The 12651-nt window shown below is 70.3% G+C and carries 11 protein-coding genes and 1 tRNA gene; 11 read left to right on the top strand and 1 reads right to left on the bottom strand.

Annotation, left to right across the window (positions count from 1 at the left end):
* Positions 1-195 precede the first annotated feature (195 nt).
* Positions 196-267, bottom strand: a tRNA-Arg gene (locus AB0H36_RS35995).
* Positions 268-460: 193 nt separating this feature from the next.
* Between AB0H36_RS35995 and AB0H36_RS36000 the strand changes: the two genes are divergently transcribed.
* The 11 genes from AB0H36_RS36000 to prmC all read left to right on the top strand — a co-directional run bounded on the left by AB0H36_RS36000 (position 461) and on the right by prmC (position 12600).
* Entirely contained in the window at positions 461-646 is a 186-nt protein-coding gene (locus AB0H36_RS36000; protein WP_360534281.1) for a PspC domain-containing protein, read from the top strand.
* Between the two features lie 46 nt (positions 647-692).
* The gene (locus AB0H36_RS36005) at positions 693-1223 is read left to right on the top strand and encodes a hypothetical protein (RefSeq protein WP_360534283.1); all 531 of its coding nucleotides are present in this window, start codon (positions 693-695) and stop codon (positions 1221-1223) included.
* 62 nt (positions 1224-1285) lie between these two features.
* On the top strand, positions 1286-2944 hold the full coding sequence (gene argS / locus AB0H36_RS36010) for an arginine--tRNA ligase (RefSeq protein WP_360534285.1): 1659 nt from the start codon (positions 1286-1288) through the stop codon (positions 2942-2944).
* A complete protein-coding gene (lysA, locus tag AB0H36_RS36015) occupies positions 2941-4344 on the top strand; it encodes a diaminopimelate decarboxylase (protein ID WP_360534287.1) in 1404 nt (467 codons plus the stop codon). The genes argS and lysA overlap by 4 nt, the downstream gene beginning before the upstream one ends.
* Positions 4341-5633 carry a homoserine dehydrogenase gene (locus AB0H36_RS36020; RefSeq protein ID WP_360534289.1) on the top strand — a complete coding sequence of 431 codons (1293 nt, stop codon included), beginning with the start codon at positions 4341-4343 and terminating at the stop codon, positions 5631-5633. Before lysA ends, AB0H36_RS36020 begins: the two co-directional genes overlap by 4 nt.
* A 3-nt stretch (positions 5634-5636) precedes the next feature.
* Positions 5637-6701: a threonine synthase gene (thrC, locus tag AB0H36_RS36025; RefSeq protein ID WP_360534291.1), complete on the top strand. Its 1065-nt coding sequence runs from the start codon at positions 5637-5639 to the stop codon at positions 6699-6701.
* Positions 6702-6723: 22 nt separating this feature from the next.
* Entirely contained in the window at positions 6724-7692 is a 969-nt protein-coding gene (thrB, locus tag AB0H36_RS36030) for a homoserine kinase (protein ID WP_360534293.1), read from the top strand.
* A 354-nt stretch (positions 7693-8046) separates the two neighbouring features.
* Positions 8047-10221, top strand: a complete 2175-nt coding sequence (gene rho / locus AB0H36_RS36035) for a transcription termination factor Rho (protein ID WP_360534295.1) — start codon at positions 8047-8049, stop codon at positions 10219-10221.
* Between the two features lie 108 nt (positions 10222-10329).
* A complete protein-coding gene (rpmE, locus tag AB0H36_RS36040) occupies positions 10330-10536 on the top strand; it encodes a 50S ribosomal protein L31 (protein ID WP_145813862.1) in 207 nt (68 codons plus the stop codon).
* Between the two features lie 163 nt (positions 10537-10699).
* Positions 10700-11776 carry a peptide chain release factor 1 gene (gene prfA / locus AB0H36_RS36045; RefSeq protein ID WP_360534296.1) on the top strand — a complete coding sequence of 359 codons (1077 nt, stop codon included), beginning with the start codon at positions 10700-10702 and terminating at the stop codon, positions 11774-11776.
* Positions 11773-12600 carry a peptide chain release factor N(5)-glutamine methyltransferase gene (gene prmC, locus AB0H36_RS36050; RefSeq protein ID WP_360534298.1) on the top strand — a complete coding sequence of 276 codons (828 nt, stop codon included), beginning with the start codon at positions 11773-11775 and terminating at the stop codon, positions 12598-12600. Before prfA ends, prmC begins: the two co-directional genes overlap by 4 nt.
* Positions 12601-12651 lie beyond the last annotated feature (51 nt).

Below are 12651 nucleotides of genomic sequence, written 5' to 3' on the forward strand. Positions count from 1 at the left end.
CTCACAAAACACTCCCCCCAGCCCCCACCCAAACAACAACCCCCCCCACCCCTCACCCCCCACCCCCCCCCCCCGGGGGGGGGGTCCGGGGGGCGAAGCCCCTCCGGGCGGGGCGTGGGGGCCGCGCCCCCACAAAACACCGCGAGCGATCCAAGTCCGCGCTGTTTGCGGACAAGAATCGCTCGATCGATCGCGCGCCCCCGGCAGGATTCGAACCTGCGCACCCGCCTCCGGAGGGCGGTGCTCTATCCCCTGAGCTACGGGGGCTCAGGAACGGTCAGAACAGTATCAGGAGATTCGGCGAATTCCCGAATCGGGTGCCGGTGCGTCGGGTGGGTACCGGAGGTGGGGGCCGGGGTGACCCTGACGGGACCCTGGAAGGGCGGTGCGGCGGGATCGTGTCCGCTCAGGTCGGCGTCATAGTGGTTGTAAGCCCATCAGTGAAAGGAATTCGGTACCCATGGCTAGCACTTTGGTCCGCCCGTCCCACGGTCGCATGATCGGCGGTGTCTGTGCCGGACTGGCTCGCCGGTTCGGTATGTCGGCGAACACGATGCGGCTCATCTTCGTCGTCAGTTGCCTGCTGCCCGGCCCGCAGATCCTCATCTACCTGGTGCTCTGGTTCCTGATGCCGTCGGAGCGCTGACCCCCGGCGACCACCTGCACCGGCGCCTCATGGCAACCTGCTCCTCATGAAAGCAGGCAGGTGGCGCCGGGCGGGTGCGACGGCAGCCGCTCTGCTCCTCGTCAGCAGTGTGACCGGCGGCTGCCAGGTCGGTCCCGCGCCGCCCGGCCCGGCCGAGCTCCGGACCGGGCCGCCGCCGTGGGACGCGCCCCGCGATGCGGTGTCGTACATCGACAAGGCGGGGTTCGAACGTCTCCCGCTCGATTTCTCCGGCCCGTCGCCGTACACCGTCATCCTCTCGGTCAACGTCGACGGGGCGCAGGTGCAGATCCCGGCCGGGATCGGTGTCGACCGGGTCCGCGCCGAGCAGGCCGCCGTGCACACGCACACCACCGACGGCCTCGTGTACGTCGAGGCCAAGACGACCGCCGAGCGCCCGACGCTCGCGCAGTTCTTCACCCTCTGGGGAGTCCGGTACGACGCCAAGTGCCTGGGCGACACGTGTGGCTCACTCACAGTCACCGTGGACGGCAAGCCGGCTGCCTGGGATGTACCGCTGACCCCCAAGGCGCGCATCTTCGTGATCGCCCACGGTTGACGGCGTACCGGGCTGTGGATGGTGAGTCAAGGGTTTGGGGGCAGGCCCATTAGGCTGAGGCAGTGACTCCGGAACAGCTCGCTGAGAAGATCCTGCAGGCCCTGGCCGCGCTCGCCGACGACGGCGCCATCACCGTCGAGGGCGGGCTGCCGCGCGAGCTGAAGGTCGAGCGACCCAAGAACCCCGAGCACGGGGACTACGCCACCAATGTCGCCATGCAGCTGGGCAAGCGGGCCGGGCTGAATCCGCGCCAGTTCGCCGAGCTGCTGGCCGCCAAGCTGCAGGACGACGATGCGATCACCGCGGTCGAGATCGCCGGTCCGGGCTTCATCAACCTCCGGGTCGCGGCCGATGCCCAGGGCAAGGTCGCGCAGGCGATTCTCGACGCCGGCGCGGCGTACGGGCACACCGACAGCCTGCACGGCCAGACGGTGAACCTGGAGTTCATCTCCGCCAACCCGACCGGCCCGCTGCACCTCGGCCACACCCGCTGGGCCGCGGTCGGTGACGCGCTGGCCCGGGTGCTGGCCGCGGCCGGCGCGAAGGTGACCCGTGAGTTCTACATCAACGACCGCGGCGCCCAGATGGACAAGTTCGGCGCCAGCCTGCAGGCGGCCGCGCACAGCCGGCCGATCCCCGAGGACGGCTACCACGGGGAGTACATCCTCGACCTGGCCAAGCAGATCGTCGCCGAGGTCCCCGGCATCACCGAACTGCCGGAGGCGGAGCAGGCGGTCGCGTTCCGCGAGGCCGGGTACGAGCGCCAGCTCAAGGAGCAGCAGTCCCAGCTCGAGCACTTCCGGACCAACTTCGACGTCTGGTTCTCCGAGCGCAGCCTGCACGAGCAGGACGGCGTCGGCCACGCGATCGAGAAGCTGCGCGAGCAGGGTCACCTGTACGACGCCGACGACGCGCTGTGGATGCGGACGACGGACTTCACCGACGACAAGGACCGGGTGCTGATCCGGTCGAACGGCGAACCGACGTACTTCGCCTCGGACGCGGCGTACTACGTGAACAAGCGCGAGCGCGGTTTCGACGTCTGCATCTACATGCTCGGCGCGGACCACCACGGGTACGTGAACCGGCTCAAGGCGATCGCCGCGTGTGCCGGTGACGACCCGGAGCACAACATCGAGATCCTGATCGGCCAGCTGGTGAAGATCCTCAAGGGCGGCGAGGAGATGCGGCTGTCCAAGCGGGCCGGCACCATCGTCACGCTGGCCGAGCTGGTCGAGGAGGGCGGTGTCGACCCGCTGCGCTACACACTCTGCCGCTACCCGGTGGACTCACCGCTGACCCTCGACATCGAGGAGATGACCCGCCAGGTCAGCGAGAACCCGGTCTACTACGTCCAGTACGCGCACGCCCGGCTGGCCTCGATCCTGCGGAACGCCGACGAGCTCGGCATCAAGCTGGACGAGTTCGACCCGGGCCTGCTCAGCCACGAGCGCGAGGGCGACCTGCTCCGCGCGCTGGCCGAGTTCCCGCGCGTCGTCGCCACCGCCGCGGAGCTGCGCGAGCCGCACCGGATCGCCCGCTACCTCGAGGACACCGCGTCGGCGTTCCACAAGTTCTACGACAGTTGCCGCGTGCTGCCGCGCGGCGACGAGGAGGTGGAGCCGGTGCACAAGGCTCGCCTGACCCTGGTCTCCGCGACCAGGACCGTGCTCGCCAACGGGCTGGACCTGCTCGGCGTCTCCGCACCGGAGCGGATGTGAGGGCGCACGAGGCGGGCGCGCTGCACGCGGACATCGGCCACCGCGGCCCGTCCTGGCTGCGTGCTCCCCGCGACGTCAACCACCTGGTCCCGCAGCTGTGGTCGTCCACGGCGAAGAAGACCGGCGAGGGTTCACTGGTCGTCGGCGGTGTCGACGTCCGGGACCTGGTCGCCGAGCACGGCAGCCCGGCGTACGTGCTGGACGAGGACGACTTCCGCGCCCGCGCCCGCGCGTTCAAGCACGCCTTCAAGGACTTCGACGTCTACTACGCCGGCAAGGCGTTCCTGTGTACGACGGTCGTCCGCTGGGTGATGGAGGAGGGCCTCAACCTCGACGTCTGCAGCGGCGGAGAGCTGGCCGTCGCGCTGCGCGCCGGCGCAGACCCCCAGCGGCTCGGTTTCCACGGCAACAACAAGTCCGAGTCCGAGCTGGCCCGGGCGCTGGACGCAGGCGTCGGCCGGATCATCGTCGACTCGCTGTACGAGATCGACCGGCTGATCGAGCTCGCCCGGGAGCGCGGCACCACCGCGCCGGTGATGATCCGGGTCACCGCCGGCGTCGAGGCGCACACCCACGAGTACATCGCGACCGCGCACGAGGACCAGAAGTTCGGCTTCTCGATCACCTCCGGCGCGGCCTTCGAAGCCGTTGCCCGAGTCAACGAAGCGGCCGAGCTGGAACTGCTCGGGCTGCACTCGCACATCGGGTCGCAGATCTTCGACTCGTCCGGGTTCGAGGTGGCCGCGAGGCGCGTGATCGCCTTGCACGCAAGGGTTTCCGAGGAGCTCGGTGTGGACATGCCGGAGCTCGACCTGGGTGGTGGCTTCGGCATCGCCTACACCACGCAGGACGACCCGTCCGACCCGGCGCAGCTGGCCACCGAGATGGGCAAGATCGTCGAGCACGAGTGCCGGGCGTTCCAGGTCGACGTGCCGAAGGTGTCGATCGAGCCCGGGCGCGCGATCGTCGGCCCGGCCGTCTGCACCGTCTACACGGTCGGCACGGTCAAGGAGGTCGAGCTCGACGCCGGCGCCTCCCGCACGTACGTGTCGGTCGACGGCGGGATGAGCGACAACATCCGCACGGCGCTGTACGACGCCGACTACTCGTGCACGCTCGCGAACCGCTACTCCGACACCGATCCCACGCTGGCCCGGGTGGTCGGCAAGCACTGCGAGGCCGGTGACATCGTGGTGAAGGACGAGTTCGTCCCGTCGGACGTGCGTCCCGGCGACCTGATCGCCGTACCGGGGACCGGCGCGTACTGCCGGTCGATGGCGAGCAACTACAACCACGTACCGCGGCCACCGGTGATCGCGGTCAAGGACGGTCACACGCGAGTCGTCGTACGGCGCGAGACCGAAGACGATCTGCTACTGCTCGACATGGGGGCGGAGTGAACGACAAACCCTTGAAGGTAGGCCTGCTCGGTTGTGGCGTGGTCGGCACCGAGGTGGTGCGGATCCTGACCGAGCAGGGTGACCATCTCGCCGCCCGCGTCGGCGGCCGGCTGGAGATCGCGGGGATCGCGGTCCGGCGGCCCGGTCGCGCGCGGGACATCGCGGTCGACCCGGCGCTGATCACGACCGACGCGCACGCGCTGGTGTCGCGCGGCGACCTGGACCTGGTGATCGAGGTGATCGGCGGCCTGGAGCCGGCCCGCAGCCTGATCCTGTCCGCGCTCGAGCACGGCGCCTCCGTGGTCACGGCGAACAAGGCGCTGCTGGCCGAGGACGGCCCGACGCTGTTCGCCGCCGCGGAGAAGTACCAGCGCGACCTGTACTTCGAGGCCGCCGTCGCCGGTGCGATCCCGATCCTGCGGCCGCTGCGCGAGTCGCTGGCCGGTGACGACGTGACCCGGGTGATGGGCATCGTCAACGGCACCACGAACTACATCCTGGACAAGATGGACAGCACCGGCGCCGGGTTCGACGAGGCGCTGGAGGAGGCCCAGGCGCTCGGGTACGCCGAGGCCGACCCGACCGCCGACATCGAGGGCTTCGACGCGGCCGCGAAGGCGGCCCTGCTGGCCAGTTTGGCCTTCCACACCAGGGTTTCGATCGCCGACGTGCACCGCGAGGGCATCACCGAGGTGTCGGCCACCGACATCGCCTCGGCCCGCGAGATGGGCTGCGTGGTGAAGTCGCTGGCGATCTGCGAGCTCGACGAGGCGAGCGACTCGGTCAGCGCCCGGGTGTACCCGGCGATGATCCCGGCCACCCATCCGTTGGCGAGTGTTCGCGACGCGTACAACGCCGTGTTCGTGGAATCCAAAGCGGCCGGACAGCTGATGTTCTATGGTCGTGGTGCCGGCGGCGCCCCGACGGCCAGCGCTGTCCTCGGGGATCTCGTGTCCGCCGCGCGCAACCGGCTCAAGGGAGTGCCGGGGGTCGGCGAGTCGTCGTACACCCAGCGAGCCGTGCGGCCGATGGGTGACGCGGTGACCCGCTACCACGTGTCGCTGGACGTGGCCGACAAGGCCGGTGTGCTGTCGGCAGTGGCCCACGCCTTCGCCGAGCACGACGTGTCCATCCAGACCGTCCGGCAAGAAGGCCGGGGCAGTGACGCGCAGCTGGTGGTGGTCACCCACACCGCGACCGACGCCGCGTTGTCCGCGACCGTGGAGACCCTGCGTGACATGGACATCGTTCGGGAAGTCAGCAGTGTGATGCGGGTAGAAGGCGAGTAGCGAATGGCACACCAGTGGCAAGGCGTGATCGAGGAGTACAGGGACCGGCTGCCGGTGTCGGCGGACACTCCCGTGGTCACGCTCGGCGAGGGCGGGACGCCGCTGGTGGCCGCGCAGTGGCTCAGCGAGCAGACCAAGTGCGAGGTCTGGCTCAAGGTCGAGGGCAACAACCCGACCGGCTCGTTCAAGGACCGCGGCATGACGGTCGCGATCTCGCTGGCCGCGCAGGCCGGTGACAAGGCCGTGGTCTGCGCGTCGACCGGCAACACCTCGGCGTCGGCGGCGGCGTACGCCGTCCGCGCCGGGCTGCTCCCGCTGGTGCTGATCCCGGCCGGCCGGATCGCGAAGGGCAAGCTGGCCCAGGCGATCGTGCATGGCGCCCAGCTGGTCTCCATCGACGGCGGGTTCGACGACTGCCTGCGGATCGTCCGCGAGCTCGGCAAGCACTACCCGGTCGCGCTGGTGAACTCGGTCAACCCGGTCCGGCTGGAAGGCCAGAAGACGGCCGCCTTCGAGGTCTGCGACCTGCTCGGCGACGCCCCTGACCTGCACGTGCTGCCGGTCGGCAACGCGGGCAACATCGCGGCCTACTGGAAGGGCTACCAGGAGTACGCGAAGGACAAGCTCGCCTCGAAGACCCCGCGGATGTGGGGATTCCAGGCCGAGGGCGCGGCCCCGATCGTCCGGAAGGGGATCGTCGAGAAGCCGGAGACCGCGGCGACCGCGATCCGGGTCGGCAACCCGGCCTCCTGGACGCTGGCCGAGGCCGCCCGGGACGAGTCCGGCGGCCGGATCGAGATGGTCACCGACGAGCAGATCCTCACCGCGCAGCGTGAGCTCGCCGCCCGCGAAGGCGTGTTCGTGGAGCCCGCATCGGCGGCCGGCGTCGCCGGTCTGCTGCACGCGAAGGCGCAAGGCTGGCTGGACGGCGGCTCGACCGTGGTGATCACCGTCACAGGCCACGGCCTGAAGGACATCGACACCGCGCTCGACCACGCGAAGGTGAAGGAGTCACCGGTCACCCCGGCCGACACCGACGCCGTCGCCCGCGTCGCCGGCCTGAGCTGACCGGCCGGCAGTGGAGAGCAAGGTGGAGGTCACCAGCGACCGCCGGCCGTGCGACCAGGTCCGGGTCCGCGTCCCGGCCACGAGCGCGAACCTCGGCCCCGGCTTCGACGCGTTCGGCCTGGCGCTGACCCTGTACGACGACCTGATCGTCACCCCGGGTGGATCCGGCGTCACGGTCGAGGTCAGCGGGGCCGGCGAGGGCGAGGTGCCGCTGGACGAGTCGCACCTGGTGGTCCAGGCGATCCGTCGCGGTCTCGAGGCCCTGGGCGCCTCGGTGCCCGGGTTCACCTTGCGCTGCGAGAACCGGATTCCGCACGGCCGCGGGCTCGGTTCGTCGTCGGCCGCGATCGTCGGCGGACTCGCGGCGGCGTACGGACTGGCCGGTGAACCGCTGGATCGGGAGCGTCTCGTCGTACTGGCGAACGAGCTCGAAGGGCACCCGGACAACGTGGCGGCGGCTGCGCTCGGTGGGTTCACAATCGCTTGGACTGAAGGGGAGACGGGCCGAGCGGTGCGACTCGACACCGTGGACGGGTTGGCTGCGGCGGCGTACGTACCTGACAATCGCGTGCTGACCAAGGAGGCGCGCGGGTTGCTGCCGACGGTCGTTTCTCACAGTGATGCCGCGGCCAACGCGGGGAAGGCTGCATTGCTCGTCGCGGCGGTGACCGGGCGGCCGGAGTTGTTGCTGACGGCGACCGAGGATCTGCTGCACCAGGAGTACCGCGAGCCAGCGATGCCGGAGAGTCTGGCGCTGGTGCACAAGCTGCGGGGGAGCGGGCTGCCGGCGATCGTGAGCGGCGCCGGGCCGACTGTGGTCGTGCTGGGCCGCCCAGATCCGGCCGCTGCCTCATCGGGCCCGCAGTCACCCGGTAAAAGTGCAGGTCAGAGCTTCTTTCGGGGCGCGCCGCCGGCTCCGGACGGCTGGACCCGGCACGACCTGGGGATCGATCCAGTCGGCGTACAGGTCTGGTCGATGGAGGCGGGCTAGACCACTGAGCCGTTCGGGAATGAGTCGGGACTGACACGCGTTGTACCCCTCGAGTCAGCAGAAAGACCCGTAGTGGTGCTAGTCTCGACTCACCCGATCCCCTCCAGGTGATCGGTGAACTCTCGTCACGATCCGGGCTGTGCTCCCGGCACCCTGTGTTGTGTGGCGACCCTCCTGTGGATCTGAACTTGCGCCGCCTGCGCCGGGGATGTCCGAGGGGACTCAGATCGAGCGAGAGCCTCTTGTACCCACGTGACCGCCGCAGCCGGAACAGCTGGCACCGCATCGGTCGTGGGTGATGAAACGGTCGATTGGCTTCCATGTCATCGACGATCCGTGTGGGAAGGACCTCACGTGACTGAAACTGTTGAAGCCTCCAGCGGAGCCGGCACCTCGTCGGCCCCGGGTTCCGACGCTGCGGCCACCACCGCGACGCGTCGCCGGAAGGCCGGAGGCGGCCTCGAGGGCATGCTGCTCCCCGAGCTCAAGCAGCTCGCCGGGACGCTCGGCATCAAGGGCACCGGCGCACTGCGCAAGGGCCAGCTGATCGAGGCGATCAAGGCCGCCCAGGCGGGTGGCTCGACGGGCGGATCGCGCCCGAAGACGAGCCAGCCGACCCTGGACGAGGCCGCCGACGAGGCGCCCGCGGCCAAGGCCCCGGCCAAGCGGGAGGGCGGCAGCCGCCGGACCCGCGCCGCGGCCAAGGAGACCGCCCAGAACGGCGCCGCCGAGCAGGACGCCGCCGCTGCGCCGGCTGCCAACGCTCCGGCTGCCAGTGCGCCGGCCGCGAGTGCGCCGGCTGCCAGTGCGCCGGCGGTCGCCGCCGAGGCGCCTGCGGCCGCGGTCGCCACGCAGAACGGCACCTCCGTCGCCGAGCCGAAGGCCGAGCAGGCTGTGGACAACCGCGCGGAGAGCCGTGCGGACAACCGTGGCGACGACCGCGGTGAGGACCGGGACGACCGCGGTGACCGCGACAACCGGAACCGCAACCGGGACCGCGGCGAACAGAACCGCGACAACCGGGACATCCGGGGTGAGCGCGGCGAGCAGAACCGCGACCGCAACCGTGACAACCGGGGCGACCGCGGCGAGCAGAACCGGGACGGCAACCGCGGCGACCAGAACCGGGGCGACAACCGGGCCGACAACCGGGCCGACAACCGGGCCGACAACCGAGGCGACCAGCGGAACCGGCAGGACCAGGCCGACCGCGGCGAGGAAGGCGAGGGCCGTCGCCGGCGCCGCCGGGGCCGCGACCGGGACCGCAACCGCGACGGGAACCAGACCGGCGGCCGCGACAGCGGTCGGGACGGTGGCCGCAACCGCGGCCGCGGCGAGCGGTTCGACCCGGAGCCGACGATCAGCGAGGACGACGTCCTCGTCCCGGCGGCCGGCATCCTCGACGTGCTGGACAACTACGCCTTCGTCCGGACCAGCGGCTACCTGCCGGGCCCGAACGACGTGTACGTCGCCCTGTCGATGGTGAAGCGGTACGGCCTGCGCAAGGGTGACGCGATCACCGGCGCGGTGAAGCAGCCGCAGGAGGGTGAGCGCAAGGAGAAGTTCAACCCGCTGGTCCGGATCGACACCGTGAACGGGTCGGACCCGGAGATCGCCAAGCAGCGGCAGGACTTCAACAAGCTGACCCCGCTGTACGCGACCGAGCGGCTCCGGCTGGAGACCGAGCCCGGCGTGCTCACCACCCGGATCGTCGACATCGTCAGCCCGATCGGCAAGGGCCAGCGCGGCCTGATCGTCTCGCCGCCGAAGGCCGGCAAGACGATGGTGCTGCAGGCGCTCGCGAACGCGATCACCACGAACAACCCCGAAGTACACCTGATGGTCGTGCTGGTGGACGAGCGGCCCGAAGAGGTCACCGACATGCAGCGCACCGTGAAGGGCGAGGTCATCGCCTCGACCTTCGACCGCCCGGCCGACGACCACACCACGGTCGCCGAGCTGGCGATCGAGCGGGCCAAGCGCCTGGTCGAGCTCGGCCACGACGTCGTCGTGCTGCTCGACTCGATCACCCGGCTCGGCCGCGCGTACAACATCGCGGCGCCGGCCAGCGGCCGGATCCTGTCCGGTGGTGTCGACTCCTCGGCGCTGTACCCGCCGAAGCGGTTCTTCGGCGCGGCCCGCAACATCGAGGACGGCGGCTCGCTGACCATCCTGGCCACCGCGCTGATCGAGACCGGCTCCAAGATGGACGAGGTCATCTTCGAGGAGTTCAAGGGCACCGGCAACATGGAGCTGCGGCTGCGCCGCGAGTTCGCCGACCGGCGGATCTTCCCGGCCATCGACGTGGTCGCCTCCGGCACCCGCCGCGAGGAACTGCTGATGAGCAAGGACGAGACCCAGGTCGTCTGGAAGCTCCGCCGGGTGCTGTCGGCCCTCGACGGCCAGGCCGCCCTGGAGCTGCTGATCGGCAAGCTCAAGGAGAGCAAGTCGAACATCGAGTTCCTGCTGCAGGTGAACAAGACCACACCGTCCGCGGGCGGGGCACGCAGTACCGACGACGGTAACTAGAAGCACTCGATTACCAGTTTGCTGCCCCTGGGTGGCAAACTGGTGTGTCGGTTCCGGTTCACGCTCGCGCCCGCGGGCGACCCGGGGCACCTGAACCTAGGAGATCCCTTGAAGAGCGACATCCACCCGACGTACGTCGACACCACGGTGACCTGCACCTGTGGCGCCACGTTCCAGACGCGCTCGACCGCGGAGAACGGCGTCATTCACGCCGACGTGTGCTCGCAGTGTCACCCCTTCTACACCGGCAAGCAGAAGATCCTCGACACCGGTGGCCGGGTGGCCCGCTTCGAGAAGCGGTACGCCAAGAAGTAGTTGGCGAAGGCGATGGGCGAGGTGTGCCTGCGGACAGCGCAGGCCACCTCGCCTTCGCGCGTTGTGCGGCGGCGCTCCGCTTGCCGCGGGCGGGGGCTTCGCCACCCGCACCCCCTCGCGCGGGGCGGGCGCGGTCTGGATGTTTCGAGAGGAGGAGTGCGCGATGTTCGAGGCGGTTCAGACGCTGAAGGCGGAGTACGCCGAGCTGGAGCGGCAGATGTCCGATCCGGAGCTGCACTCCGACCAGGCCAACGCGCGCCGCGTCGGCAAGCGGTACGCCGCGCTGGCGCCGGTCGTCCGCACGTACGACGAGTGGCTGCAGACCGGCGACGACATCGAGGCGGCCCGGGAGCTGGCGGCCGAGGACCCGGCGTTCGCCGACGAGGCCACCAAGCTGGCGGCCCGCCGCGAGGAGCTGGCGGACAAGCTGCAGCTGCTGCTGGTCCCGCGCGACCCGAGTGACGACAAGGACGCGATCCTCGAGATCAAGGCCGGTGAGGGCGGCGACGAGTCCGCGCTGTTCGCCGGCGACCTGCTGAAGATGTACCTGAAGTACGCCGAGTCGCAGAACTGGAAGACCGAGGTGCTCGACTCGGCCGAGTCCGACCTGGGCGGGTACAAGTCGATCACCGTCGCGGTGAAGGCGAAGGGCACGCCGGAGCCGGGCGAGGCGCCGTACGCGAAGCTGAAGTTCGAGGGCGGTGTGCACCGGGTCCAGCGGGTGCCGGTGACCGAGTCGCAGGGCCGGATCCACACCTCCGCGGCCGGCGTGCTGGTGCTGCCGGAGGCCGAGGACGTCGACGTCGAGATCGACCAGAACGACCTGCGCATCGACGTGTTCCGGTCGTCCGGGCCGGGTGGGCAGAGCGTGAACACGACCGACTCCGCGGTCCGGATCACCCACCTGCCGACCGGCATCGTGGTGTCGATGCAGAACGAGAAGTCCCAGCTGCAGAACCGCGAGCAGGCCATGCGCGTGCTCCGCGCCCGGCTGCTCGCGGCCGCTCAGGAGGCCGCCGACCAGGAGGCGTCGGACGCGCGCCGGTCGCAGATCCGGACCGTCGACCGGTCCGAGCGGGTCCGCACCTACAACTTCCCGGAGAACCGGTTCTCCGACCACCGCGTCGGCTACAAGGCGCACAACCTGGACCAGGTCCTCGGCGGCGAGCTCGCACCGGTGATCCAGGCCCTCACCGACGCCGACCTGGCCGCCCGCCTCGAGGCCGTCGACTCCAAGTGAGCGGGAAGGTGGTTGTCGCCGAGGCGGCGGCTCGGTTGCGGGAGGCGGGGGTCGCCTCACCCGACTTCGACGCCGCCGAGCTGCTCGCCTTCGTCACCGGGTCCAGCCGCCTCAACCTCGCCGAGCCGACCGACGCTCAATTACAGGCGTACGACGAGTTGATCGCCCGCCGAGCCGCCCGTGAGCCACTCCAGCACCTGACCGGTACGGCGGCCTTCCGCTACCGGGAGCTCGCGGTCGGACCCGGTGTCTTCGTGCCGCGCCCGGAAACCGAGGTGATGGTCGGCTGGATCCTCGACAAGCTGGCCGACGTCGAGTCGCCCCTGGTCGTCGACCTGTGCACCGGCTCCGGCGCGATCGCCGGCGCGGTGGCGACCGAGCGCCCGGACAGCGTCGTGCACGCGGTCGAGCTGTCGCCGGAGGCCTGCGTCTGGGCTCGCCGCAACCTGGCCGGGACCGGTGCTGTCCTGCACGAGGGTGATATCGACGGCTGCCTGCCCGAGCTCGACGGCCAGGTGGATGCGGTGATCTCCAACCCGCCGTACATCCCTTTGACTGCGTGGGAATCGGTCACCGCCGAGGTCCGCGACCACGACCCGGCGCTGGCGTTGTGGTCCGGTGACGACGGCCTCGACGAGATCAAGGTCGTCGCGGCGACGGCCGGCCGGCTGCTGAAGCCCGGCGGCTGGTTCGCGTGCGAGCACGCGGACGTTCAGGGCGAGTCGGCGCCGGCGGTATTCGCCGCGACCGGGCTGTTCACCGAGGTCCGCGACCAGCTGGACCTCGCCGGCCGCCACCGGTTCGCGACGGGCCGCCGGATCTAGGCCTGGCCAGATCCTGCTCCCGGGCCACCGGCGACGGCGAAGGCTATCCGC

It is taken from the genome of Kribbella sp. NPDC050820, from assembly GCF_040653975.1.
GTDB lineage: Bacteria > Actinomycetota > Actinomycetes > Propionibacteriales > Kribbellaceae > Kribbella.

Coding starts and splice junctions, on each gene's coding strand:
- AB0H36_RS36005 (WP_360534283.1), top strand. CDS start 693: ATGAAAGCAGGCAGGTGGCGCCGGGCGGGTGCGACGGCAGCCGCTCTG.
- prfA (WP_360534296.1), top strand. CDS start 10,700: ATGTTCGAGGCGGTTCAGACGCTGAAGGCGGAGTACGCCGAGCTGGAG.
- thrC (WP_360534291.1), top strand. CDS start 5,637: ATGGCACACCAGTGGCAAGGCGTGATCGAGGAGTACAGGGACCGGCTG.
- AB0H36_RS36000 (WP_360534281.1), top strand. CDS start 461: ATGGCTAGCACTTTGGTCCGCCCGTCCCACGGTCGCATGATCGGCGGT.